Annotated in this window: 22 protein-coding genes; 6 read left to right on the top strand and 16 right to left on the bottom strand. The window is 60.2% G+C overall.

Annotated elements, in window-relative coordinates:
• Positions 1-4: 4 nt before the first annotated feature.
• The 8 genes from ACYZTR_RS08210 to ACYZTR_RS08175 all read right to left on the bottom strand — a co-directional run bounded on the left by ACYZTR_RS08210 (position 5) and on the right by ACYZTR_RS08175 (position 6718).
• Positions 5-664, bottom strand: coding sequence for a glutathione S-transferase family protein (locus ACYZTR_RS08210; RefSeq protein WP_461977908.1), 660 nt, complete (start codon positions 662-664; stop codon positions 5-7).
• A gap of 50 nt (positions 665-714) precedes the next feature.
• Entirely contained in the window at positions 715-1569 is an 855-nt protein-coding gene (locus ACYZTR_RS08205) for an alpha/beta hydrolase (RefSeq protein WP_461977906.1), read from the bottom strand.
• Positions 1566-2369 (bottom strand): alpha/beta fold hydrolase, encoded by an 804-nt coding sequence (locus ACYZTR_RS08200; protein WP_461977904.1) that lies wholly within the window; start codon positions 2367-2369, stop codon positions 1566-1568. The genes ACYZTR_RS08205 and ACYZTR_RS08200 overlap by 4 nt, the downstream gene beginning before the upstream one ends.
• A 141-nt stretch (positions 2370-2510) precedes the next feature.
• The gene (locus ACYZTR_RS08195) at positions 2511-2954 is read right to left on the bottom strand and encodes a hotdog fold thioesterase (protein WP_109633914.1); all 444 of its coding nucleotides are present in this window, start codon (positions 2952-2954) and stop codon (positions 2511-2513) included.
• A 32-nt stretch (positions 2955-2986) separates the two neighbouring features.
• On the bottom strand, positions 2987-4654 hold the full coding sequence (locus ACYZTR_RS08190) for an AMP-binding protein (RefSeq protein ID WP_461977902.1): 1668 nt from the start codon (positions 4652-4654) through the stop codon (positions 2987-2989).
• A gap of 210 nt (positions 4655-4864) precedes the next feature.
• A complete protein-coding gene (sixA, locus tag ACYZTR_RS08185) occupies positions 4865-5317 on the bottom strand; it encodes a phosphohistidine phosphatase SixA (RefSeq protein WP_461977900.1) in 453 nt (150 codons plus the stop codon).
• Entirely contained in the window at positions 5314-5661 is a 348-nt protein-coding gene (locus tag ACYZTR_RS08180) for a DUF4389 domain-containing protein (RefSeq protein WP_461977898.1), read from the bottom strand. The genes sixA and ACYZTR_RS08180 overlap by 4 nt, the downstream gene beginning before the upstream one ends.
• Before the next feature lie 31 nt (positions 5662-5692).
• A complete protein-coding gene (locus ACYZTR_RS08175; protein ID WP_461977896.1) occupies positions 5693-6718 on the bottom strand; it encodes an NAD(P)H-dependent glycerol-3-phosphate dehydrogenase in 1026 nt (341 codons plus the stop codon).
• Positions 6719-6914: 196 nt separating this feature from the next.
• On the opposite strand from ACYZTR_RS08175, the gene ACYZTR_RS08170 reads away from it, so the two are divergent.
• From ACYZTR_RS08170 to ACYZTR_RS08145, 6 genes are all read left to right on the top strand, one after another.
• Positions 6915-9038, top strand: a complete 2124-nt coding sequence (locus ACYZTR_RS08170) for a TonB-dependent receptor plug domain-containing protein (protein WP_461977894.1) — start codon at positions 6915-6917, stop codon at positions 9036-9038.
• 1 nt (position 9039) lies between these two features.
• Positions 9040-9972 carry an ABC transporter substrate-binding protein gene (locus tag ACYZTR_RS08165; RefSeq protein WP_461977892.1) on the top strand — a complete coding sequence of 311 codons (933 nt, stop codon included), beginning with the start codon at positions 9040-9042 and terminating at the stop codon, positions 9970-9972.
• A complete protein-coding gene (locus ACYZTR_RS08160) occupies positions 9969-11870 on the top strand; it encodes an ATP-binding protein (RefSeq protein ID WP_461977890.1) in 1902 nt (633 codons plus the stop codon). Before ACYZTR_RS08165 ends, ACYZTR_RS08160 begins: the two co-directional genes overlap by 4 nt.
• Before the next feature lie 247 nt (positions 11871-12117).
• A complete protein-coding gene (gene fabA / locus ACYZTR_RS08155; RefSeq protein ID WP_042560484.1) occupies positions 12118-12633 on the top strand; it encodes a 3-hydroxyacyl-[acyl-carrier-protein] dehydratase FabA in 516 nt (171 codons plus the stop codon).
• Between the two features lie 11 nt (positions 12634-12644).
• Positions 12645-13865: a beta-ketoacyl-ACP synthase I gene (fabB, locus tag ACYZTR_RS08150; RefSeq protein WP_461977888.1), complete on the top strand. Its 1221-nt coding sequence runs from the start codon at positions 12645-12647 to the stop codon at positions 13863-13865.
• A gap of 295 nt (positions 13866-14160) precedes the next feature.
• Positions 14161-14334: a hypothetical protein gene (locus tag ACYZTR_RS08145; protein ID WP_461977886.1), complete on the top strand. Its 174-nt coding sequence runs from the start codon at positions 14161-14163 to the stop codon at positions 14332-14334.
• A 763-nt stretch (positions 14335-15097) separates the two neighbouring features.
• Here the strand turns inward: ACYZTR_RS08145 and ACYZTR_RS08140 are convergent.
• The 8 genes from ACYZTR_RS08140 to ACYZTR_RS08105 form a co-directional block, all read right to left on the bottom strand.
• Positions 15098-15640 carry a DUF2058 domain-containing protein gene (locus tag ACYZTR_RS08140; RefSeq protein ID WP_461977884.1) on the bottom strand — a complete coding sequence of 181 codons (543 nt, stop codon included), beginning with the start codon at positions 15638-15640 and terminating at the stop codon, positions 15098-15100.
• Positions 15641-15668: 28 nt separating this feature from the next.
• A complete protein-coding gene (gene mazG / locus ACYZTR_RS08135; RefSeq protein ID WP_461979622.1) occupies positions 15669-16502 on the bottom strand; it encodes a nucleoside triphosphate pyrophosphohydrolase in 834 nt (277 codons plus the stop codon).
• A gap of 5 nt (positions 16503-16507) precedes the next feature.
• A complete protein-coding gene (gene relA, locus ACYZTR_RS08130) occupies positions 16508-18751 on the bottom strand; it encodes a GTP diphosphokinase (RefSeq protein WP_461977882.1) in 2244 nt (747 codons plus the stop codon).
• Positions 18752-18875: 124 nt separating this feature from the next.
• On the bottom strand, positions 18876-20228 hold the full coding sequence (gene rlmD / locus ACYZTR_RS08125; RefSeq protein WP_461977880.1) for a 23S rRNA (uracil(1939)-C(5))-methyltransferase RlmD: 1353 nt from the start codon (positions 20226-20228) through the stop codon (positions 18876-18878).
• Positions 20228-21130 (bottom strand): cysteine synthase CysM, encoded by a 903-nt coding sequence (gene cysM, locus ACYZTR_RS08120; protein ID WP_461977878.1) that lies wholly within the window; start codon positions 21128-21130, stop codon positions 20228-20230. Before cysM ends, rlmD begins: the two co-directional genes overlap by 1 nt.
• A 108-nt stretch (positions 21131-21238) precedes the next feature.
• A complete protein-coding gene (locus tag ACYZTR_RS08115; protein ID WP_461977876.1) occupies positions 21239-22261 on the bottom strand; it encodes a PDDEXK nuclease domain-containing protein in 1023 nt (340 codons plus the stop codon).
• A gap of 116 nt (positions 22262-22377) precedes the next feature.
• Positions 22378-23820, bottom strand: coding sequence for a histidine kinase sensor domain-containing protein (locus ACYZTR_RS08110; protein WP_461977874.1), 1443 nt, complete (start codon positions 23818-23820; stop codon positions 22378-22380).
• Positions 23807-24529 carry a response regulator transcription factor gene (locus ACYZTR_RS08105; protein ID WP_461977872.1) on the bottom strand — a complete coding sequence of 241 codons (723 nt, stop codon included), beginning with the start codon at positions 24527-24529 and terminating at the stop codon, positions 23807-23809. The genes ACYZTR_RS08110 and ACYZTR_RS08105 overlap by 14 nt, the downstream gene beginning before the upstream one ends.
• Positions 24530-24539: the final 10 nt, after the last annotated feature.

The following is a 24539-nucleotide window of genomic DNA, read 5'->3' as shown; positions in this document are numbered from 1 at the left end:
AGACTCATCGGATCAGCATGGCCTGGGCACCTTTGACGACACTGGCATCATCGATGCGCTCGGGAACCAGCAAACCACGTTGCACCGCCGGACGCGCCTCCATGGTCGCCATCCAGCGCTGCAAGGCTGGCAAGCCGTCCACCGCGACACCGGACCACTCGTGGCCACGAACCCACGGAAAAGTAGCGATGTCGGCAATGCTGTACGCGCCCGCAAGGAACTCTACGGCTTGCAGACGCGTGTCGAGCACTTCATAGAGGCGACGGGTTTCATGTTGATAGCGGTCGATGGCGCCTTGGAGTCTCTCCGGGAAATAACGGAAAAACACGTTGGCCTGGCCTTGCATCGGGCCGATCCCACCCATCTGGAACATCAACCATTGCAACACGACCGAGCGCCCCTTAGGGTCTTTGGACAGCAGTTTGCCGCTCAGCTCAGCGAGGTATATCAGAATGGCGCCGGATTCGAACACGGCAAAATCGCCGTTGGCGCGGTCGACAATCGCCGGAATCCGGCCATTGGGATTGATCTTGAGGAAGTCCGCGGACTTCTGTTCCTTTTTGTCGAAACTCAGCGCGTGCACCGTGTAGGGCAGGCCGAGTTCCTCGAGCACGATAGAGACCTTGTGGCCATTCGGGGTCGCAGCGGTGTAGAGATCTATCATGGTTGTCTCCCATTTCAACCCGCCCAGCCTCGACAGTTGCCCGGCGCAAGTCAAGGAGCGGCGAAAAACCGATTGAAACAGTCTGCGACAAGGTCGGCGCCGGGTTCGTCATTCAGGTGCAAATGATGGCCGCCAGGCAGCTGTTCACGGCTAAAGGGTAGACGCTCCAGCAACTCGGGATGTTTGGCGAGCATGCCGTCGGCAGCCACCACCAGTTTTGCAGGACAACTGACCCGCTGGACGAAGGCCATCGCCTGTTCGGTGGTCAGACGCAGCGGCGACGGTAACGTGAGGCGGTTATCGGTGCGCCAGGTATAACCACCCGGCACCGGCATCAATCCACGTTGAGCCAGTAGCTCCGCGGCTTCGCGACTGACCGCAACCAAGCCTTTCATGCGCGCCTCGATGGCCCGGTCGAGCGTGTTGTAGACCGGTTTGCGCTTCTCCCGCAAATTCAGCTGCGCTTGCAGGGCCATGCCCAGCCGCTCGGCAGCGTTTTCGCCTTTGTCTGTAGGAGGAATGATGCCGTCGATCAACGCCAGATGGGTCACTCGCTCCGGCAACGAACCGGCCAGCACTAGCGAAACAATCGCGCCCATGGAATGCCCCAGCAGCGCGAAGCGTTTCCAGCCCAGTTGTTCGGCGACTTGCAGCACGTCATGGGCGTAGTCCCACAGCGCGTACCCGGCACCGGTCGGACGATGCCCGGAATGACCGTGACCGGCCATGTCCAGCGCAACGATGCGCAAGCCTTTGAGCTTCGGCGCCAGTCGGGCAAAGCTGTTGGCATTGTCCAGCCAGCCATGCAAAGCAATCACCGGCATGCCGTCTTCGGGGCCGAACAGGTGCGCTGCCAGCTCTATGTGCGGCAGGCTAAGGCGGACTTCCTCAACGACGTTGCTCATGCGCAATCCTGGCGGCGCCCTTCCCAGCGGCTGAACAGATTTTTCAGCAGCGTGGCCGTGTCCTGGGGACGCTCAAGGGGAAACATGTGACCGCCGGGCAGGGTCAAGGATTCGCCCAACGGCATGCGTCCGACGGAACTGGCGTGATGACGCATCACCACGCGGCTCTTGTGCCCTCGAACGACGGCCAGCGGCACTTTCAGCTGACGTGCGCGGCCGGGGCTGGTGTGCGGCACGCCGCGGTAGATGCTGATTTCCGTGGCCGGGTCGAAGCGCAAACGCAGCGTGTCGCCCACTTTGTGCAAGCCGTGTTGCAGGTAGGCGTCGAAGCATTCCGGATCGAAGCCACGGAACAGGGTTTTGCCAGCGAAATACAGCCGAGCCGCTTCCAGATCGGCGAACTCTTCGCGCCGCCCCAACGTACGGCCGGCCGGAGTCAGGCGGTCGATGAAACCAAAGCGTTTGGCCGCACGGATCACCCATTGATCGGCACGGGTCAGCACCGGCGAATCGAGCATCACCACGCCGCGATAGAGCTCGGGGCAGCGCAACGCCGCGTGCAGGTGCAGCACGCCACCGAAGGAGTGGCCGACGCCCCATACCGGTTCCGGTTGCTGCTTGAGGTGATGAATCAGCTCGTCCACCAGGTTGTACCAGTTGTCGTCCGCCGGAAAACGCGGGTCGTGGGCGTGCTGTTCCAGATGCGTCACCTGATACTCGGGCGCCAGCGCCGCGAACAACTTGCCGTAGGTGCCCGAGGGGAAACCGTTGGCGTGGGCGAAAAATATCTGCTGCGACATACCGGTCGATCCGTGAGTTAGAACAGGGGTTGATTGTCCGTAAGACTGGGGCCTACAGCAATGACTGTAAGTGCCAGGAATGATGACAGTCCGGTCAGGGACATGTCGCAAAACTCAATTCTGATGAAGTTCTATTGCGTTTCAGCGGGCGGGCGGATTCTCACCCAACGGCACCACCGCCATGGTCAACCGCGACACACAACTCGCCTTGCCCTCATCGCTGGTCAAACGGATATCCCAGACATGCGTCGTGCGGCCAATGTGAATCGGCTTGGCCACCGCCGTGACCCGCCCACTGCGCAGCCCGCGCAAATGGTTAGCGTTGATTTCCAGGCCTACGCAGTAAAACTTGCTGGCATCGATGCACAGGTAACTGGCCATCGAGCCGACGGTTTCGGCCAGCACCACCGAGGCGCCTCCGTGCAGCAAACCGTAAGGCTGGTGAGTGCGGTGGTCGATGACCATGCTCGCGGTCAGGGACTCTTCGTCGAAGGCTTCAAAGCGAATATCCAGCACTTCGCCAATGGTGTTTTTCTGGATTGCGTTCAACTGCTCGACGTTGGGAGTGGTGCGCCACAGACTCATCGTTGCTTTCCTTTGTTGGTTTTATTCGTGGCTCAATCCTGCCACAGCACCGCTTCACTGCGCTCGCTCCATTCTTCGAACCGGGCACCGTACGCGGCTTCGATCACGTTGCGTTTGATCTTCAGGGTCGGCGTCAGGAAGCCGTTTTCCACCGCCCAACTGTCCTTGACCACCACCAATCGATGCAAGCGCTCATGTTTGTCGAGGACTCCGTTGACCTCCTCCAAGAGTTTTTCCAGGCTTGAATGCAGGCCCGCCCTCGCCGGTCCGCTGGCGTCCTGCTGACCGACCGCCGAGAGCACGCACAATCCCAGCGGCGCACTCAAGCCATCGCCCACCACGCACACCTGCTCGATGCGCGAATGCACCGCCAGCCGATTTTCGATCGGCGCCGGGGCGACGTATTTGCCTTTGCTGGTCTTGAAAATCTCTTTCAGGCGCCCGGTCAGGCGCAGGTTACCTTCGGCGTCTTCCTCGCCCTTGTCACCGGTGCGCAGGAAGCCGTCCTCGGTGATGGTTTCCGCGGTTTTCTCAGGCTCTTTGAAATACCCGAGCATGGTCGCACCACTGCGCACCATAACCTCGCCCGACTCGGCGATCCGCACCTCAACTTCTGGGCATGGCTTGCCGATCCAGCCGGGTTTGTTCTGGCCCGGCAGGCAAACGTGGGAATAGCCGCAGCTTTCGGTCATGCCGTAGACCTCCAGCACATCCAGGCCCAGTTTGCGGTACCACAACAGCAAGGTCTGCGGCACTGGCGCGGCGCCGGACAAGGCGATGCGCAAGGCATCCAGCCCGAGCCCGACGAGGACTTTGTGCCCTATCCGCTGGCCGATGATCGGCAGACCGAGCAGGAAGTCGAGACGCTTTGCCGGGATCTTGCTGTACACGCCCATCTGGAATTTGGTCCAGATCCTCGGCACGCCAAACAGCGCGGTCGGTCGTGCACGGCGCAAATCGGCGAGGAAGGTGTCCAGGCTCTCGGCAAAAAATACCGTTTGCCCGGTGTAGATCGACGCCAGCTCAACGAACATCCGCTCGGCGACATGGCACAGCGGCAGGTAGGACAGCAGCCGATCCGACTCATTCAGGCCGAACAACTGCGTGCCGCGCGTGGTGGCAAACCCCAGATTGGCGAAGCTATGCATCACGCCTTTGGGCATGCCGGTGGTGCCGGAGGTGTAAATGATGGTCGCCAACTGGTCGGCGGACGGCTTGGGATCGTCCTGGATCGGTGAGCTCTTTTGCAGGTCGGCCCAGCTGAAATCGAACGTGCCGGGCGGATGCAACGGCAGGCTGATCGTCGGCAGATCAGCGCTGACGCCGCGAGACATGCCTGGCCAGTCATCGAGTTTACCGATGAACACCAGCGCCGCTTCCGAATGCTCAAGAACCTGAGCCACGGTCTCGGCGGTGAGGTTTGGGTAGAGCGGCACCGACACATGGCCGGCCATCCAGATCGCCAGGTCGGCGATGATCCAGTGCGCGCAGTTTTTCGAGATCAGGGCGATGTGGCTGCCTTGTGGCAGTTCGCGCGCGCGCAGCCAGTGTGCGGCGCAACGGGCCTGATGCCCGACGTCTTCCCAGGTCAGCGTCTCGACTTGCCCGCCGCCCGTGGGCTGGACCAAAAAGCGCTGGCGGGGATGGCGCGCTTCACGCTCGTAGAAAACGTCCAGCGGCAAACGAAAAGCAGCAGACATGCGACTCGCTCCTTTATTTTTGGTCTGGAGCAAGCGTAGTCAACCAAGCAGTTGCTCGGTTGACTATTTCATACAGAAATCGGCAGCACCGCAGACCCTGTGGGAGCGGCGGTGCGACGATTCGACTTGCCCGCGATGCAGGCGTTGCGGTGCATCAGGCAGGCCAAGTCGATGCCATCGCGGGCAAGCCACGCTCCCACAAAAGCGGGATCAGGGGTGTTTTATGCCGTTGAGCTTCATCGCTCCGGCCAACGGCCCTTCGCCTTCAAGCTCGGCAAGGCCGGCGGTGGGGACCGCTTCCGGGTCCTGCACATGACCGTGCTGAAGGTAACCCAACAGGTTGCCCACCAGCGGGTTATGACTGACCAGCAACGCGTGATCGACAGACACCAACTGCTCCGCCACCGCTTGCGGGCGGTTGTCGGGGGTCAGCCACTCGACGGTGCGAATCTCCGGTTGGAAACCCAGCGCTTCACGTACCAGCATCGCGGTTTCCTGCGCTCGCAGGAAAGGACTGGCATAGATCGCGGAAAGCGGCTGGCCGATCAACTCGGCGGCAGTGCGCAGCACTTCTTCACGACCGTGGGCCGTCAGTGCCCGCTCGGAATCGGGACGTTTGCCGTGTGGTTCAGCTTCACCATGACGCAATACCCAGAGTTTCATAGTTTCGGTTCCTCATCTCGTACCGGATGCGGGGCTGGCGCCACAGCGTGCGGCGCTTCACCTTCCGGTGTACGCGGCGTCGGCCAGTCGGCGAACGGCCAGGGTTTCTGGTCGCTGTGGAAACTGCCGAAACGACCGATCTGCGCCAGAAACTGGCTCAGGCTGTCGCCGAAATTCATCAGGCTGGCGCTTGGGGCGCCATAGATCAAACGATAGATCAACTGCACCAGCACCACGGCGCCAAGGATGAATTGCGCCACTTGCCAGACCAGCACGTAGACAATCATCCACACCACACGCAGCAGGATGGATTCGTACTTGGCTTCTTCTTTCGGATCGTTCATGTCTCGCTCCCTGCCCTTGTCAATTGAGTGCTCAGTTGAAACCACTGGTGGAAATGAAATCGACGTCGGTTTTCGGTTCTGCACGCATCAATAGACCGATCACCTGCTCCAGCGTGCGCCCTTCGAACAGGATGGCATGGAGCCCGGCGACCAGCGGCATATACACGCCCACCTCCTGGGACTTGGCCTTGAGCACCTTGAGGGTGTTCACCCCTTCGGCCACTTCGCCCAGGCGCGTTACTGCATCTTCCAGACTCAAACCCTGGCCGAGGGCGAACCCGACCTGGTAGTTACGGCTTTTCGGCGACGAGCAGGTGACGATCAGATCGCCGACGCCCGCCAGACCGAGGAAGGTCATCGGGTTGGCGCCCTGATTCACCGCAAAGCGGGTCATTTCCGCCAACGCCCGGGTGATCAGCATGCTTTTGGTGTTTTCGCCCATGCCCAGCGCCACGGCCATGCCGGCAATGATCGCGTAGACGTTTTTCAACGCGCCGCCCAACTCTACGCCGAAGCGGTCGGCGCTGGCGTACACACGAAAGGTCCGGCCATGCAGCGCTTCCTGAACTCGCTGGCAAAGCTCTTCGTCTTCGCTGGCGACCACTGTGGCGGTCAGCGCGTGTTCGGCGATTTCACGCGCCAGGTTCGGCCCGGACAGCACACCGATGCGCGCTTGCGGGGCGATCTCTTCGAGGATTTCGCTCATCAGTTTGAAAGTGTGGGCTTCGATGCCTTTGGTCAGGCTCACCAGCAACTTGCCGCTCAAACGTGCGGCGTGAGGAGCCAGCACCGAGCGCAGTGCGCTGGACGGCAACGCGACAAAGCACAGGTCGCAAGCTTCCAGAGTGGCCAGCAGGTCCGTGACAGGTTCGACGGCCGGAAGAATCTTGATGCCTTTGAGGTAACGCGGGTTCTCGCGATTGACTCGAATGGCCTCGGCCTGTTCAGGGTCTCGCATCCACTGCCGCACCTGATGCCCGTTCTCGGCCAGCAGATTAGCCACGGCGGTACCAAAACTTCCGCCTCCCAGGACCGCAATTGGGCGCTGTTCAGTCATATGCAATCCGTTAATCCATAGCAGTGGCGATGACGGCATTATACGGAGCGGCCCAGTGGCGGCCAGTCCCCGTATCAATTACCGGCACTTGTAGGAAGAAGACCAAGAAAACCGACGAAAATGCCCACAACGTGACTGGAAAAGTCATTGCGCTCGGTTAACATGCGCGCCAATTGTTCGCTATCAAGGATGTGTTGTGTCATCTGGTTCCCCATCACCTCGCTCGCCGCTGGTACTGGCGCTGATCTTCAGCTCGCCATTGCTCGCCGACGACTTGTTTCTGGACAGCGAGCCGCTGCCGCAAGTGCTGACCGCGACGCGGCTTAAGCAATCGCCGGCCGCAGTGCCGGGAAGCATGACGGTGATCGACAGCGAACTGATCAACGCCAGTGGTGCCCGTGACATCAGCGAGTTGCTGCGACTGGTGCCGGGGATGATGGTCGGCAACATCAGTGGTAACCAGGCGACGGTGAATTATCACGGCACCAACGCGACCGAAGCGCGACGCCTGCAAGTGTTGATCGATGGCCGCTCGGTGTACCGCGCAGGCCTGGCCACAGTGGACTGGAGTGACATTCCGGTGGCCATGGAAGACATCGAACGCATCGAAGTTTTCCGCGGCCCGAACACGGTCAGCTATGGCGCCAATGCGCTGATGGCGGTCGTCAACATCATCACGCGCAATCCTGCCGACAGCCACGGCACGCGGCTGAAAGTCACCCGTGGACAGCGCGGCATCGACGACTTTTACGCCAGCCAGGGTGTGGGCTGGGACGGCGGCGACCTGCGCCTGTCACTGTCCGGTCAACAAGACGACGGCTTCGACTCGAACCGTAACGGCGCCGATTACCGCGACAGCCGCCACTTGAATCGCTTCAACCTCGCGGTCAGCCAGACGCTCAATGAAAACCAGAGCATCGACTGGCAATTGAATGCCAAGGACGGGACCAACCAGCGGCCGTATACCTACCGCCCGGTCTTCTCGGGGATTACCGCTGCCGGGAACAATTCCGACGTCATCGCCAAGGACTACGCTGGCTCGCTGCGCTGGAACCTCGACATCGATCCCGATCACAGCCTTTACATCCAGGGCTCGGCGCAACACTGGGATCGTCAGCAAACCTGGCGTGCCTGCGATGCCGAGGTTTCGTTCAGCCCGCAGTTGACCGAGCTCTGGCAGCTCAACCCCAATTACACCGAACGCCTGGCGCGCAACATGGAGCGCTACACCGGCCCCGGCGCGCCAGCCGGTGACCCGGCCCAACGTGCACTGGCCAATCAAGTGCTGGACCAATGGCGAAACGGCGCCCGACAAACCCTCTGCGGTGACATCGACCAAAGCGCCCGGGAGTCGCGCTACGACCTCGAAGTGCAGGACACCCTCAGTCTGTCCGATAGTCTGCGGTGGGTCAGCGGCATAAATTATCGTTACGACCGGGCAGATTCCGAAACTTACTTCAATGGCACCCTCGACGACACCACCTGGCGCGCGTTCGGCCAACTCGAGTGGCGCGCCACCGAGCATTGGTTGCTGCAGGGCGGGGCGATGTTCGAAGACACGCACTTGATCGGCAGTTCGCTCACCCCGCGGATGGCGGTCAATTACCTGATCAATCCGCGCCATGGCCTGCGGGCGGTGTACTCGGAAGCCATCCGCTCGCCGGACATGTTCGAGAACAACGTCAACTGGAGTTATCGGGTAACAAACCTGCGGCCCAGTGCCTATGGCCAGTCCAGTGCCCGTTATTTTGTCAAGACCCGCGGCCCCGGCGACCTCGAACAGGAGCACATGCGCTCTCGGGAACTGGGCTACAACGGCTATTTTGCCGAGTGGGGACTGGCAGTCGATGTGAAGCTGTTCTACGACGAAATCACCGGGATGATCAGCGAACCGCTGCGCAACAATCAGTACATTGCCAGCAACTCAAACAGCTCGCGCTTCTCCGGGACCGAAACTCAGCTCGACTGGCGAATCAGCAGCGCCGACCGCCTGCGCCTGACGTATGCCTACGTCGACGCCGAGACGAGCAATCCGCAGGATGCGCAACAGACGGCCCGAAACAGCGGTTCCGCCGGTTGGCTGCGCAACTGGGGCCATGGCTGGAACAGCGCGCTCTTCTACTATGGTGACGATGCCCTGAACGGCTATCGCTTTGAACGGGTCGACACACGCATCGCCAAACGCATCGGCCTGGGCAAGGCCAGCCTGGAATTGGCGGGTGTGCTCCAGCAACGCCTCGACAGCCACCCCACGACCTTCGTCGACAATAACTACGACGAGCGCCGCGTGCTTTACATCAGCGCGGAGCTGGCGTTCTAAGATGCTGCATCGCCCGTCACCGAAGACGCCAATCCTTGGCCGCCTGCTGGCCGGGTTGTGCCTGGTGTTTGCCGGCCTGCTGAGCCCCTTGGAGGCCACCGCCGCGGATATTTTGCTGACCGGCGTCGAGGACAGCCCGGGCATGCAATCCTTCACCCAGGCCCTGAGTGAAGTGCGGCCGGCCGATAACGTGCGCTTTCAGCCACTGGCCAGTCTGCCGGCGCCGGGCAAACTGCCTGCCAGCACCCTTTTGATTCTGCTCGACCTGCCAAGCCTCGACTGGCGCCTGCAAGACGCCAAAGGTCCGGCGACGCTGGTGCTGCGCATCAGCCGCCTGCAAGCCCGTCAGCATCTGGGCGCCACCCTGCCCCCGCGCCTCAGCCTGCTCTGGAGCGATCCGCCCCTGGACCGACAATTGCGCCTGACCCAACTGCTTTTGCCTCAGGCCAAACGGGTCGGTGTGCTCTTCGACAGCCACAGCGAATTCCTCTTGAAAGAGTTGCATCAGGCCGCCCACGACCTGGGCCTTGAGGTGGTCACCGAGCGTTGGGATAACACCAGCGACAACCGGCCGCTGCAAACCTTGCTGAAAAACAGCGACGTGTTACTGGGCCTTGATGATCCCGATTTGTACAATCCGAAAACCGCGAAGAACCTGTTGCTCAGCAGCTATGCACGGCAACTGGCGCTGATCGGTCCTAACGCCGGGTTTGTCAGGGCGGGAAGCCTGGCCAGCACCTACAGCGATCAGGGCGATTGGCTGGCGATACTCGACGAATTGCTCGACCGGCCACCGGCCACATGGCCACGCACTCACTACCCGCAACGTTTCAAAGTCTTAAGTAACCCACAAGTGGCTCGTTCATTAGGAATTGAACAGATGAATGAAGCCTCTGTCGCAACACAGTTGGCCGAAGGAGAACACCGCCCATGACCTTCCGTCGCCGTTGGGACATCAACACCCGCACACAAATCATCAGTCTTGGCCCTGCCCTGTTGCTGACGTTGCTGTTGATCAGCTTCTTCACCTTCGTGCGGATTCAGGACCTGCGTCAGGAGCTCAACCACACCGGGCAGCTGATTGCCAACCAACTGGCTCCGGCCACCGAATACGGGGTGATCTCGGGCAACAACGAGGTGCTCGACAGTTTGCTCAAGGCCACCCTGGCCATGCCCAATGTGCGCTTTCTGGAGGTCCAGGACAGCGCCAACCGGATTCTGGTGTATGTCGAGCAACCGTCGGAAACCCACAACCGCTCGCACCAGGTTGAAGTGTTTCAAGCCCCGGTGCGGCTGCAACGAATCCCGCTGCACAATGATTTCCTCCAGGGCAGCAAAGTCGCCAACACGGCCCCCGCCGAGGATTACCTGGGGCGAGTGATCGTCGGCCTGTCCAATGACGCCTTCAGCCAGCGTCAACAGGAAATCCTGTTCAAGGCCGGGATTCTGGCGCTGGTCGCCCTGCTATTTACTTTTTTGGTCGCCCGACGACTGGCCGGCAGCCTCTCGCAACCGATCCGCGACATCGGCAACGCGGTCAAGGCGATTCAGGACGGCGACTACAAGACGCCGCTGCCGATTGTCGACGACACCGAACTGGGCGCGTTGTCGCAACACATCAACAACCTTGCCGACGGCCTCGAACAAGCCAGCCGCGAACAGCATCAAGCGATGGCGCAGTTGATCCAGACGCGCGAGGAAGCGGAAAAGGCCAACAACGCCAAGTCCGATTTCCTCGCGATGATGAGCCACGAACTGCGCACGCCGATGAATGGCGTGCTGGGCATGCTGCAACTGCTGGAAACCACCGCGATGACCGAGGAGCAGGTCGAATACGCGGCGCTCGCCTCGGAGTCCACCGAACACCTGCTCAAAGTCATCAACGACATTCTCGATTTCTCGCGCATCGAGCGGTCGGAACTGGAGCTTGAGCACATTGCGTTCAACCTCGCGGACCTGATCGGCAGTTGCGCCCAGTCGTTCACGCACAGCGCCCTGCAACGCGGGTTAACCCTGACGCTACAGATCCCCGAGGACATGCGCGCGTTGCAGGTGCAGGGCGACCCGACGCGCATCCGGCAGATCCTGGTCAACCTGGTCGGCAATGCGCTGAAATTCACCGAACGAGGCCGTGTCAGCATCGAACCGCAATGGCAGTCGCTGGATCACGAACTGCTGTGGTTCACCTGCACCGTGCGCGACAGCGGGATTGGTATTTCGGCCGAAAGCCTGGAATTGATGTTCAACGCCTTCCAGCAGGCCGACAGTTCTATCTCGAGGCGTTACGGTGGCACCGGGCTGGGCCTGCCGATTGCTCGCACCCTGGCGGAACGCATGGGCGGCACGTTGCGCGCCCAGAGTGAGGAAGGTCGCGGCTCGGTGTTCACCCTGGAAATTCCGCTGGCACTCTATAAACAGACGCTGCCGGTATTGGCGCCGCGCACACTGACTGGCAACGGTGATGGCGAAGGGCGCAACGTGTTGCTGGTGGAAGACAATCCGGTCAACCAGACGGTCATCGAAGCAATGTTGCGCAGTCTGGGCTTTACTGTCAGCGTCGCCACCGATGGCGCGCAGGCGGTGCGCAGTGCCGAGAGTCTGATTTTCGAAGCCATTCTGATGGACTGCCGACTACCCATCATTGATGGCTATGAAGCCACCCGACAGATTCGCCAGTTGCCCGGCTGCGCTGACTTGCCGATCATTGCCCTGACCGCCAACGCCTTGCAGGGCGACCGTGAAGCCTGTTTATCGGCGGGAATGAACGATTACCTGGCCAAGCCCTTCAAACGCACTGATCTGCAGCAAATTCTGCAGCGCTGGGTGCAGTAGTGCAGGCCTTTCGGCTATCTGCGACTGGCGTGAAAGGCGAAAGTGCGGCAGTCTTAGGCACCCGAACAGGCCCGAAAAGGGGCTTGAATAAAAATTTCAGTGCACAAGTGTACATTCATGTCCTTGGTGCTGTGACTTTCACCACAACGCAATAGTCTATGAGTAGGCTGCTGACTCGAGGCATGAACGCTTCGATCGGCCGGGAAGATTTGCCCCACCTGCCGCATGGGATTATTGAGGAGCTCGCATGACCAAACAAAACGCCTTTACTCGGGAAGACCTGCTGCGCTGCAGTCGCGGTGAGCTGTTCGGTCCAGGTAACGCGCAACTGCCCGCCCCCAACATGCTGATGGTGGATCGCATCACCCATATCAGCGAAGAGGGTGGCAAGTACGGCAAAGGTGAATTGGTCGCCGAGCTGGATATCACTCCGGACCTGTGGTTCTTCGCCTGCCACTTCGAAGGTGATCCGGTGATGCCAGGCTGCCTGGGCCTCGACGCCATGTGGCAACTGGTCGGTTTCTTCCTCGGCTGGCAAGGTTTGCCGGGCCGTGGCCGTGCGCTGGGTTCGGGCGAAGTAAAATTCTTCGGTCAAGTCCTGCCGACTGCCAAGAAAGTGACCTATAACATTCAGATCAAACGCGTGTTGAAGGGCAAGCTGAACCTGGCCATCGCCGATGGTTCGGTCAGCGTCGACGGCCGCGAAATCTACACCGCCGAAGGCCTTCGGGTCGGCGTTTTCACCTCCACTGAAAACTTCTAAGGGTTATCCGCATGCGCCGCGTCGTTATCACTGGTCTGGGCATCGTATCGTGCCTGGGCAATGACAAAGAGACCGTCTCCGCTAACCTGCGTGCAAGCCGCCCTGGCATCCGGTTCAACCCGGAATACAAGGAAATGGGACTGCGCAGCCAGGTTTCCGGCTCCATTGACCTTCCCCTCGAAGAGCTGATCGATCGCAAGATCTTTCGCTTCGTCGGCCACGCGGCGGCTTACGCCTACCTGGCCATGAAAGACGCCATCGCCGACTCCGGTCTGACCGATGAGCAAGTCTCCAACCCGCGTACCGGCCTGATCGCCGGTTCCGGTGGCGCCTCCACGCTGAACCAGATGGAAGCGCTGGACATCCTGCGCGAGAAAGGCGTGAAACGCGTTGGCCCGTACCGCGTGACGCGGACCATGAGCAGCACCGTTTCCGCTTGCCTGGCCACCCCGTTCAAGATCAAAGGCCTGAATTACTCCATTGCTTCTGCCTGTGCGACCAGTGCTCACTGCATCGGTTCCGCCATGGAACAGATCCAGATGGGCAAGCAGGACATCGTGTTCGCCGGCGGCGGTGAAGAAGAACACTGGAGCCAATCGTTCCTGTTCGACGCCATGGGTGCACTGTCCAGCCAGTACAACGAAACCCCGGAAAAAGCTTCCCGTGCCTACGACGCCAAGCGTGACGGTTTCGTCATCGCCGGCGGTGGCGGCATGGTCGTGGTCGAAGAGCTGGAACACGCTCTGGCCCGCGGCGCGAAGATCTACGCGGAAATCGTTGGCTACGGCGCGACCTCCGACGGCTACGACATGGTTGCCCCAAGCGGCGAAGGCGCCATCCGCTGCATGCAGATGGCCATGTCCACCGTTGACGCTCCGATCGACTACCTGAACACCCACGGCACTTCGACTCCGGTCGGCGACGTCGCGGAGATGAAAGGTGTGCGTGAAGTGTTCGGCGACAAGGCTCCGGCCATCAGCTCCACCAAGAGCTTGTCGGGTCACTCCCTGGGCGCCGCCGGCGTTCACGAAGCGATCTACTGCATGCTGATGATGGAAGGCAACTTCATGGCGGGTTCCGCCAACATCGACGAACTGGACCCGGAAGTGGCTGACATGCCGATTCTGACCAAGACTCGCGAAGACGCCACCATCAACACTGTGATGAGCAACAGCTTCGGTTTCGGTGGCACCAACGCCACGCTGGTACTGAAGCGCTGGCAGGGTAAGTAATACCCCGCCGCTTCACTGCACATAAAAACGCCCCGACTGGTTCGGGGCGTTTTTTTTATGCCTTTGCTTTTGCTTTTGTAGGAGCCAGGCTTGCCGGCGAAGGCGCACCCAAGGACGCCTTCGCCGGCAAGCCTGGCCCTGCGACCGAATGTCGCGTTTTTGGCGGACTGCAGGACTTTCTCCGTTTTTGCAAAAATCCGTTACCAAACTCAGTCGTTTACTTAGCCAGCTAACCAAACATATAACAGAGTCCTGCACACGCCTTGCTGCAGATAACAGAGATTGGAGCTAGCAGATGACTGTAAAAGTAACTGAACGCGACGATTCACATATGTCCCATGAAGGCGTAGCCGCCGGTATCCGGATCTGGGACGTGCACCAACAGGACATGCTGGTGGGGATGTTCCACTCCGAGACTTGTTCACTTAAGGTTGGGGTACATATCCGTTTCTGCGGTAACGGCGGCTAGCGGTTTCGCTTTTACAGCGAGTCACTTTCGAAAAGCGCGAAAGTAACCAAAGCGCTTTGCCCCGCCATTCGGTGCCTCGCCCAGGCTCGGCATGCCCTCACTCCGGCATTGCTCCGGGGGCCCGCCGCCATCGGCCATCCATGGCCGGGGGCGGCTACCGCGGCATCCTTGCCGCGGTGCCCCCTGCGCAACGCCTGCGTTCGGCCTCTGGGAAAGGGGCAGCAGATCTGAAGCCAAAGCAAAGCAACAGCAACGGCAAGATCAAAAGATCAAAAGATCAAAAGATCAAAAGATCAAAAGATCGCAGCCTCGCTTCGCTCGACAGCTCCTACAGGGAAATGCGTTCACTTGAAGCCAGGCCGGCCGGTAGGCCGCCTCGCGTTGGCGTTTGCGGTGCACGCCCCCTCGAGAGGCCGAGCGCAGGTTCTGCGCAGTGGGCAACCCGGCATGGATGCCGGGTTAGCCGCCCCCGGCCATGGATGGCCGATGGCGGCGGGCCCACGGAGCAGGACCGGAGCGAGGGCATGCCGAGCCTGGGCGAGGCACCGAGCGAAAGGGGCAAGAGCCCTTGGTTACTTGGGGTTGGGCGGCATTCCGTATTTCCAAGTGACTCGCTGTAAAAGCGAAACCGCCCTCAGCCATCACCTAAATGACGGATATACACCCAATCAAAGCCCCCGATCAGCACCCACCACCAATGTGTAGTCCGCCTGAAGCCCCGAGACTAAGTGAACAGCACGTCGTTGTTGCAGCCTTTAACGATTTACCACATCAAATCGTCAGGGATCTGATAGGCCGCGTACGGATCGTCTTCGGCAGCAACTTCTTCGGTCTTGACATTCAGCTGCGCGATCCGCTGCGGATCGCGCTCCTGGATCTTCAGGGCCGCCTCACGGGGGATCACTTCGTAACCGCCGGCGTGGTGCACGATCGCCAGGAAACCATTACTGAGCTGGTTGCGCATCAGCGTGTTAACGGAGATCCGCTTGACCTTCTTATCGTCGACGAAGTTGTAGTAATCCTCGGTCGTCAGCTTCGGCAGACGCGAGACTTCGATCAATTGCTTGACCTGGGCGGCGCGGGCCTTGGCTTCTGCCTTCTCCTGCTGCTGACGGTTCAGCTCCTGGTCGCGCTTGACCTTCTCGGCCATGGCTTCCTGGGCGGCACGCTGCTGGGAGTCATCGAGTTCGATCTGACCTTTATGGGCCAGACGCTGCTGCTTCTGCTTCTCTTTGCCGACCTGTTTGGCCTGCTTCTGGTTGACCAGCCCTGCTTTGAGCAACTGGTCGCGAAGGGAAATGCTCATGGTGCTTATTACTCACTTAGGCAACTGCTCAACCGCAGCTGGGCAAATTCTTTTCCTGACGTTTGGCTTCGCCCCACAAGGCGTCCAACTCTTCGAGGGTGCAATCTTCTATGGGACGGCGGGTATCGCGCAATGCCTGTTCGATAAAACGGAAGCGTCTTTCGAACTTGCTGTTGGCACCACGCAGTGCAGTTTCCGGATCGACCTTGAGATGACGCGCCAGATTGACCACGGAAAACAACAGATCACCGACTTCATCGGCAATCGCTGCCGAGTCATTGTCGGCCATGGCTTCGAGCACTTCATCAAGCTCTTCGCGGACTTTATCCAGTACCGGCAAGGCGTCCGGCCAGTCGAAACCGACCTGCCCTGCACGCTTCTGTAACTTCGCGGAACGTGACAGCGCCGGCAATGCGGCGGGTACGTCGTCGAGCAAGGACAGTTGTTCAGGCGCAGATGATTTCTCGGCGCGTTCTTCAGCCTTGATCTCTTCCCAGCGTTGCTTGACCTGCGCTTCAGTCAACCGCGGGACATCCAGCGGCGCGTACAAATCACCGGTGGGGAAGACGTGAGGATGACGGCGGATCAACTTGCGGGTGATGCTGTCGATGACGCCTGCAAATTCGAAGCGCCCTTCTTCCCGCGCCAGTTGGCTGTAATAAACCACTTGGAACAGCAAATCCCCCAACTCACCCTGCAAATGATCAAAGTCACCGCGCTCGATGGCGTCGGCGACTTCGTAAGCTTCTTCGAGGGTGTGCGGGACGATGGTTTCGTACGTTTGCTTGATGTCCCACGGGCAGCCAAACTGCGGGTCGCGCAGACGGCTCATCAGGTGCAGCAAGTCTTCAAGGCTGTACATCGGTTTCATGGCGTCCGGTTACGGCGGGTTTCGATGATGTTCGGCAACTGGGAAATCCGCCCCAGCAACCGTCCCAGTGCATCCAGCCCCGGAATCTCGATGGTCAGGGACATCAACGCGGTGTTGTCCTCTTTGTTCGAGCGGGTGTTCACCGCCAGCACGTTGATCCGTTCGTTGAGCAGCACTTGCGAGACGTCACGCAGCAAACCGGACCGGTCGTAGGCACGGATGATGATGTCCACCGGATAGGTGAGCACCGGCACCGGGCCCCAGCTGACCTGAATGATCCGCTCAGGCTCGCGCCCGCCCAGTTGCAGCACCGAGGCGCAGTCCTGACGGTGAATGCTCACGCCACGGCCCTGGGTGATGTAACCGACGATCGCATCCCCCGGCAGCGGCTGGCAGCAGCCGGCCATCTGGGTCATCAGGTTGCCGACGCCCTGGATCTGGATATCGCCGCGCTTGCCCGGTTTGTAGCCGGTGGCCTTGCGCGGGATCAGTTCCAGTTGCTCGTTGCCGCGCTCCGGCTCGACCAGTTGCTGCGCCAGATTGACCAGTTGCGCCAGGCGCAAATCGCCGGCACCGAGGGCCGCGAACATGTCCTCGGCGATTTTCATGTTGGCCTTTTCGGCCAGCTTGTCGAAATCCACCGCTGGCAGACCGAGGCGATTGAGTTCGCGCTCGAGCAAGGTTTTACCAGCCGCGACGTTCTGATCGCGCGCCTGCAATTTGAACCAGTGAACGATCTTCGCCCGTGCCCGCGAGGTGGTGATGTAACCCAGGTTCGAGTTCAGCCAGTCGCGGCTCGGAGTGCCGTGCTTGCTGGTGATGATTTCGACCTGCTCACCCGTTTGCAGGCTGTAGTTGAGCGGCACGATGCGCCCGTTGATCTTGGCGCCGCGGCAGTTGTGACCGATTTCGGTGTGCACGCGGTAGGCGAAGTCCAGCGGCGTCGAGCCCTTCGGCAAGTCGATGGCGTGACCGTCCGGGGTAAAGATGTAGACCCGGTCCGGCTCGATATCGACCCGCAGCTGTTCTGCCAGGCCGCCGATGTCACCTAGCTCTTCATGCCACTCGAGGACCTGACGCAGCCAGGAAATTTTCTCTTCGTAGTGGTTGGAACCGGATTTGACGTCAGTGCCTTTGTAGCGCCAGTGCGCGCAAACGCCCAGCTCGGCTTCTTCGTGCATGGCGTGGGTGCGGATTTGCACTTCCAGCACCTTGCCCTCGGGGCCGATCACCGCAGTGTGCAACGAGCGGTAGCCGTTCTCTTTGGGGTTGGCGATGTAGTCGTCGAATTCTTTCGGGATGTGCCGCCACAGGGTGTGGACGATACCGAGCGCGGTGTAGCAGTCGCGCATTTCCGGCACCAGCACGCGAACGGCACGCACGTCGTAGATCTGGCTGAATTCCAGACCCTTGCGCTGCATTTTGCGCCAGATCGAATAGATGTGTTTGGCGCGGCCGCTGATGTCGGCATCAACGCCGGTGGCGGTCAGCTCATTCTTCAACTGGCTCATCACGTCGGCGATGAAGCGCTCGCGATCCAGACGCCGCTCGTGGAGCAACTTGGCGATCTGCTTGTACTGATCGGGCTCAAGGTAACGGAAGGACAAGTCCTCCAGTTCCCACTTGATGTGACCGATACCGAGACGGTGAGCCAAAGGCGCGTAGATATCGAAGACTTCGCGGGCGACGCGGTTACGTTTCTCGTCATCGGCGGTTTTCACCGCCCGGATCGCGCAGGTGCGTTCGGCCAGTTTGATCAGCGCAACGCGAACGTCGTCGACCATGGCGACCAGCATCTTGCGCAGGTTTTCGACCTGGCCCTGAGTGCCCAGCACCAGGGATTGACGGGGGCTGAGGCTGGCACTGATCGCCGCCATGCGCAACACGCCGTCGATGAGTTTGGCGACCACCGGACCGAACCGCTGGCTGATCGCCGGCAACTCAATCTGGCCTTCGCGCACGCCGCGATACAGGATCGCGGCAACCAACGAATCCTGATCGAGCTTGAGGTCGGCGAGAATTTCGGCGATCTCAAGGCCCGTGCGGAAACTCGAGGTCCCTTCGGACCATAGATTTTTCGCCGCATTGGCCTGTTGTTCAGACGCACGAGCGAACTCGCACGCTTCCTTCAAGGCTTCGCGATCCAGTGCCGGATCGACACTGACCGCGTGATCGAGCCAAGCCTCGAGATTGATACTGCCGTCGGTGTTGATCGGCTGGTGTGCTCTCACCTGTACCATCTTGCTTACCTTCCCTACGACGCAGATTCAATGCGTCAAATCGCTGACCTTTCGTTACCCGTGAACGCTCGCGGGGCAAATGCGAGCGCGGCACGGGCGGGCCAGTCGGACCAGACGAGCCGTCCTAGCTCGCTTCAAATAACGCCATGGCCTCGACATGTGCCGTCTGAGGAAACATATCGAGAATCCCGGCACGTTTTAACCGGTAGCCCTGCTTGATCAATTCGACCGTATCGCGCGCCAGCGTTGCCGGGTTGCACGATACATACACCAACCGTTTGGCGCCCAAGGAGGATAGCTTGCGCACAACCTCCAAAGCACCGTCACGCGGTGGGTCCAAGAGTACCGCACAAAAGCCTTCGCGCGCCCATTCGGCATCGGTCAAAGGCTGGGATAAATCGGCCTGAAAAAACTTTACGTTATTCAGATTATTGCTAGCGGCGTTTGCAGCTGCCCGCTCGACCATCGCTTGCACACCTTCCACCGCCACCACTTCACGAACGGCCTTGGCCAGCGGCAGTGCAAAGTTACCCAAACCACAAAACAGATCCAGAACCCGCTCATCCGACGCAGGCTTGAGCCAGTCCAGCGCCTGGGCGACCATCGCTTCGTTGACCCCGGCGTTGACCTGAATGAAATCCCCCGGCCGCCAGGCCAGGCTCAAGTCCCACTGTTCAAGTCGATAACCCAACGCCTGGCCAGCCTCGACTGGTTGCGGTTCGCCGTCACCGTGCAGCCACAGCTGGGCTTCATGGAAGGCGCAGAAATCCTTGAGGATCGTCATGTCGGCGTCGGACAGCGGCGCCATGTGCCGCAGCAAAACGGCCAACGTTGATCCAGCAAACAATTCCACATGCCCCAGCGCCTGAGGTTTGCTCAAGCGCCGCAACATTTCCGGCAAGCGGGTCATGATCGGTTGCAAGGGCTGTACCAGCACTGTGCATTCGTTGATCGCAACGATGTCCTGACTGCCAGCCGCGCGGAAACCGACTTCGAGTTTTTTCGCTTTCATGTCCCAGCGCACCGCCACTCGGGCGCGACGACGGTAACCGAATTCCGGACCGCTCAACGGCGCTGCCCACTCTTGAGGTTCGACACCGGCGACCTTCGATAATTGCTCGGCGAGCATGCGCTGTTTCAGGGCGAGTTGTTCGTGGTGCGGCAGATGCTGCACGCTGCAGCCTCCACAGCGACCGGCATGCGGACACGGTGCCGGGCGGCGCAGTTCGCTGGCCTGGAAGACGCGTTCGGTACGCGCCTCGACCACTTTGCCGTGGGCGCCCAATACGCGCGCTTCGACTTCTTCACCGGCCAAAGCGCCGATGACGAACCAGGTGCGACCTTCAAAAAAAGCGATACCGCGACCGTCATTGGCCAGGCGCTCGATGCTCAAGCGCTGCTTTTTACCCGTCGGGATTTGCGGGGCCTTGCTGCCGCCCGTGGGCTGGAAGCGCAGGCCTCTCTCTTGCTTGGCCATCAGTTGGGCGCGTCGAAAATGCCGGTCGACAAGTAACGGTCGCCACGGTCGCAGATGATCGCGACGATCACCGCGTTTTCAACTTCTTGGGACAGGCGCAGCATGGCTGCCACGGCACCGCCCGAGGACACGCCGCAGAAGATGCCTTCTTCGCGGGCCAGGCGACGGGTCACGTCTTCGGCTTCGCTTTGCGCCATGTCGACGATCCGGTCCACGCGCTCGGCCTGGTAGATCTTCGGCAGGTATTCCTGCGGCCAGCGACGGATGCCCGGGATCGCCGAGCCTTCCATCGGTTGCAGACCGATGATCTGCACGCTTTCGTTCTGCTCTTTCAAGTAGCGCGAGACACCCATGATGGTGCCAGTGGTGCCCATCGAACTGACGAAGTGCGTGATAGTCCCTTCGGTCTGATGCCAGATTTCCGGGCCTGTGGTGGTGTAGTGCGCTTCGGGGTTGTCGCCGTTGGCGAACTGATCCAGCACCTTGCCGCGGCCTTCAGCTTCCATTCGCTGGGCGAGGTCGCGGGCGCCTTCCATGCCCTCTTCCTGAGTGACCAGAATCAGCTCGGCGCCATAAGCCGTCATGGCGGCTTTACGTTCGGCGCTGGAGTTGTCCGGCATGATCAGGATCATCTTGTAACCCTTGATCGCGGCGGCCATCGCCAGGGCGATCCCGGTGTTACCCGAGGTCGCTTCGATCAACGTATCGCCGACGTGGATCTGCCCACGCAACTCGGCGTGAGTGATCATCGACAACGCCGGTCGGTCCTTGACCGAACCCGCCGGGTTATTCCCTTCGAGCTTGAGCAAAAGGGTATTGCTGGTGGCGCCAGGCAGGCGCTGCAAACGGACCAGCGGGGTGTTGCCGACGCAATCGGCGATGGTTGGGTACTGCAAGGTCATGGCGTATTCGCAATCCAGACTGCGGGGGCGCCTATCATACCGGCAAACGTCGGCAGGCCATATCACGCAAAGTGCGGTGCTTATGGTTTATGGGAATAAAGGACTGGATCAGCACTCCTCCCCTTGTGCGATATTCAATGCATAGAACTCATGCAATTTGGCTTGCAACAGCTGTTTGTCCGGTAGCTGGACGTGGTATTCAGCGATCAACGCTGGCGACAGGCTGCGGTTAAGGGCGTACTCGACCACTTCGTCATCCTTGCTGGCACAGAGTAATACACCAATGGCCTGGTTTTCGTGGGGGTTACGTTCATCGCGATCCAGCGCTTCCAGATAGAAGCCCAGCTTGCCCAAATACTCTGGCTCAAAACGACCGACCTTGAGCTCAATGGCCACCAGGCAGTTGAGCCCACGGTGGAAGAACAACAGATCCAGGGCGTAATCACGCCCGCCGACTTGCAGCGGGTATTCGGAGCCGACAAAGCAGAAGTCGCGGCCCAGCTCGATCAGAAATTCCTTGAGCCGCGCCAGCAGCCCTTTATGCAGATCGGTTTCGGCATGGCCGCCGGGCAGATCTAAAAACTCGACCATGTAGGCGTCGCGGAATATCTCAAGCGCTGCCGGGTGAGTTTGTTTCAGCACTGCTGAGACTTTTGCCGGTTGGGTCACGCTACGCTCGAACAATGCAGCCTTGAGCTGACGTTCCAATTCACGCTTCGACCACTTCTCCTGAATCGCCATACGCAGGTAAAACTCCCGCTCTTCCGGGAGTTTGCCTTGGCTGAAGATGACCAGATTATGAGTCCAGGGTATTTGTCTCACCAGCGGTGAGACTTTCTCGTCGCCCCGGTATGTCTCGTAGAACTGACGCATGCGGAACAGATTGGGACGAGTAAACCCGCGCAACCCAGGCTGAGTAAGAGCCAGATGCTCAGCCAATTGGCTGACCACGGAATCGCCCCATTCAGCTTTTTCCAGCTTGCGGCTGATGTAACCATCAACCTGCCAATACAGCTCGATCAGTTGAGTATTCACCACCTGAATGGCCTGCTGCTTGGCACCATGAATCAGCGCGAGCACTTCATTGAAACGGTCTTCGGTTGTGCTGCAGGGAACGCTGGGTGCATTCATGCCCGACTCCTTGAGGACGAGTAAAAACGAGAGTCTAAACCGTCAAAATAGCTTCAAGGTGCCTGCAAAACCCTTTAGGAAATGTCGTACAAAAACACAGGAACGCTCCGGCAGATTCAGCGCGAGGGTGACTGAGAGGGAGTCATCGTCGGAACGCCGCCCGGAGCGAGCTTGCTCGCGATGGCGTCAGCACTGGCGCCACCAATCCCAGCCACCAACCGCATATTCAATCGCAACCCCGCCCCGGTGTTCTCAGCCCAAAGCTCCCCACCCTGACGGTTCACCGCATTCCTCGCAATGCTCAACCCCAACCCGAACCCACCATCCCCCGGCCGCGAGCCATCGAGCCGAATAAACGGACAGAAGATCCGCTCAAGATCCGCCTCAGCCACTCCACCGCCCTGATCCTCCAGCCACACATGCCAGAATGCGCCATCGCGCTGCCCTCCCAGACGCACAACGCCGCCCGGCGGTGAATGACGAATGGCATTGCGCAGGATGTTTTCCAGCGCCTGGGCCAATGTATTGAGATTGCCGCGCACCCAGCAGGACGCATCCACCGCACACTGCAACTGGCTCGCCGGCCAGCCACTTTCATAGCAGGCATTTTCCGTGAGCATCTCCCACAACGCCTGGATCTGGATGGCTTCGTCGGGCAATGGGGCGCGTTCGGTGTCCAGCCAGGCCAGTTGCAGAGTGTCCTCCACCAGCCGTTGCATGCCATCGACCTCTCGGCCAATGCGTTCGCGCAAATGCGTCAACCCCTGCTCGCTTTCGCTGGCCACCCGCAGGCGACTCAGTGGCGTGCGCAATTCGTGGGACAGGTCGCGCAGCAGTTGTTGTTGCAGGGCCACCGTGCTTTGCAGGCGCTCGGACATGTGATCGAAGGCCCGCCCCAGTTCACCCAACTCATCCGAGCGGTTGGTGGTTTGGCTCGACAGGCGCACGCTCAGCTGGTCGGCACGCCAGGCATTGGCCTGTTCGCGCAGACTGTTCAACGGCACGACCAGCAACCGATACAGACCGACGCACACCAGTAAGGTGAACAGCCCGGGAATCACGCCGTTGGTGATCACCCGCCAGAACACCCGGTAGCGACCGGGCATAAAACGCTGGGGCAGCTCGATCACCAGACTGCCGGCGGACGGATCGTTGGGAAAAGGCACGCGCAGCCACGGCAGGCCTTTGGTATGGCGACTCATCGGCCAATCCAGGCCGCGTAAAAAAGTCAGGCGCTGGATTTCTTTTTCCGTCAGCGGGTAACTGCTCAATGACTGCAAATCGCCGCCAATCACACCGAACCACGTCGACTCGCGATGGCCGACACTTTGCAACCAGGCATCGACGTCTGCACTCTGGTGCCTACTCCACGCCTGCTCGGCCTCGGCGGCGTAGCGGGTCAGCGTGCCCCGGGCCTCGTCGGACAGGAACAGGTTTTTCTGTTCCATGTAGCGGCCCCAGGACCAACTGAGCCAGATCATCAGCAGACAGAACGCCACCAACAAACAGGCCAGTTTCCAGAACAGCGAATGCCTGCCTGGCAAGTCAGACCATTTCATCGACAGCACTCAATACGTAACCCTTGCCCCAGACCGTGCGCACTTCTCGCTCGGTGTAACCGATGGCCTTGAGCTTGCGACGGATCTGGCTGATGTGCATGTCGAGGCTGCGGTCATGGGACGCATAACCTCGCTGCAAGACATGCTGATAAAGGAAGGCTTTGCTCAGGACTTCATCGCCGCTGCGGTTCAGCGTTTCCAGCAACCGGTACTCGCTGCGGGTCAGGCCGGCAACGTATTCACCATAAAAGACATCACAGCGTTCATCGTCGAAACGCAGGCTGCCCGCCGAAGCAGCAATCGGTGCCGGCGCTGGCCGGCGGTCGAGCGCGACCCGCCGCAGGATCGCTTCGATGCGCACCCGCAACTCAACCATGCTGAAGGGTTTGGGCAGGTAATCATCGGCGCCCAGGCGAAAGCCACTGATGCGATCTGCCTCGGCACCGAGCGCCGACATCAGCACCACCGGGGTGGCATGGCTCTGGCGCAACTGTGTCAGTACGTTCAGCCCGTCCAGGCCCGGTAGCAGAATATCCATCAGCACCACATCGAAGGCTTGCTGGCGGGCGATGGCCAAACCTTCCTGACCGTTCTGGCACCAGGTCACCTGAAAACCGCAACGTCCCAGGTGCTCGTGAACATAAGCACCGAGCACGAGGTCGTCTTCGATGGAAAGAATTCGGGGCTGGCCAACAGAGATGGGAGTCATGTGTATCTGC

The organism is Pseudomonas sp. Hz4, from assembly GCF_054898165.1.
The sequence above is the reverse complement of the archived record's forward strand: the minus strand, read 5'-3'. Positions and strand labels throughout refer to the sequence as shown.

Coding starts and splice junctions, on each gene's coding strand:
- ACYZTR_RS08210 (WP_461977908.1), bottom strand. CDS start 664: ATGATAGATCTCTACACCGCTGCGACCCCGAATGGCCACAAGGTCTCT.
- ACYZTR_RS08205 (WP_461977906.1), bottom strand. CDS start 1,569: ATGAGCAACGTCGTTGAGGAAGTCCGCCTTAGCCTGCCGCACATAGAG.
- ACYZTR_RS08200 (WP_461977904.1), bottom strand. CDS start 2,369: ATGTCGCAGCAGATATTTTTCGCCCACGCCAACGGTTTCCCCTCGGGC.
- ACYZTR_RS08195 (WP_109633914.1), bottom strand. CDS start 2,954: ATGAGTCTGTGGCGCACCACTCCCAACGTCGAGCAGTTGAACGCAATC.
- ACYZTR_RS08190 (WP_461977902.1), bottom strand. CDS start 4,654: ATGTCTGCTGCTTTTCGTTTGCCGCTGGACGTTTTCTACGAGCGTGAA.
- sixA (WP_461977900.1), bottom strand. CDS start 5,317: ATGAAACTCTGGGTATTGCGTCATGGTGAAGCTGAACCACACGGCAAA.
- ACYZTR_RS08180 (WP_461977898.1), bottom strand. CDS start 5,661: ATGAACGATCCGAAAGAAGAAGCCAAGTACGAATCCATCCTGCTGCGT.
- ACYZTR_RS08175 (WP_461977896.1), bottom strand. CDS start 6,718: ATGACTGAACAGCGCCCAATTGCGGTCCTGGGAGGCGGAAGTTTTGGT.
- ACYZTR_RS08165 (WP_461977892.1), top strand. CDS start 9,040: ATGCTGCATCGCCCGTCACCGAAGACGCCAATCCTTGGCCGCCTGCTG.
- ACYZTR_RS08160 (WP_461977890.1), top strand. CDS start 9,969: ATGACCTTCCGTCGCCGTTGGGACATCAACACCCGCACACAAATCATC.
- fabA (WP_042560484.1), top strand. CDS start 12,118: ATGACCAAACAAAACGCCTTTACTCGGGAAGACCTGCTGCGCTGCAGT.
- fabB (WP_461977888.1), top strand. CDS start 12,645: ATGCGCCGCGTCGTTATCACTGGTCTGGGCATCGTATCGTGCCTGGGC.
- ACYZTR_RS08145 (WP_461977886.1), top strand. CDS start 14,161: ATGACTGTAAAAGTAACTGAACGCGACGATTCACATATGTCCCATGAA.
- ACYZTR_RS08140 (WP_461977884.1), bottom strand. CDS start 15,640: ATGAGCATTTCCCTTCGCGACCAGTTGCTCAAAGCAGGGCTGGTCAAC.
- mazG (WP_461979622.1), bottom strand. CDS start 16,502: ATGTACAGCCTTGAAGACTTGCTGCACCTGATGAGCCGTCTGCGCGAC.
- relA (WP_461977882.1), bottom strand. CDS start 18,751: ATGGTACAGGTGAGAGCACACCAGCCGATCAACACCGACGGCAGTATC.
- rlmD (WP_461977880.1), bottom strand. CDS start 20,228: ATGGCCAAGCAAGAGAGAGGCCTGCGCTTCCAGCCCACGGGCGGCAGC.
- cysM (WP_461977878.1), bottom strand. CDS start 21,130: ATGACCTTGCAGTACCCAACCATCGCCGATTGCGTCGGCAACACCCCG.
- ACYZTR_RS08115 (WP_461977876.1), bottom strand. CDS start 22,261: ATGAATGCACCCAGCGTTCCCTGCAGCACAACCGAAGACCGTTTCAAT.
- ACYZTR_RS08110 (WP_461977874.1), bottom strand. CDS start 23,820: ATGAAATGGTCTGACTTGCCAGGCAGGCATTCGCTGTTCTGGAAACTG.
- ACYZTR_RS08105 (WP_461977872.1), bottom strand. CDS start 24,529: ATGACTCCCATCTCTGTTGGCCAGCCCCGAATTCTTTCCATCGAAGAC.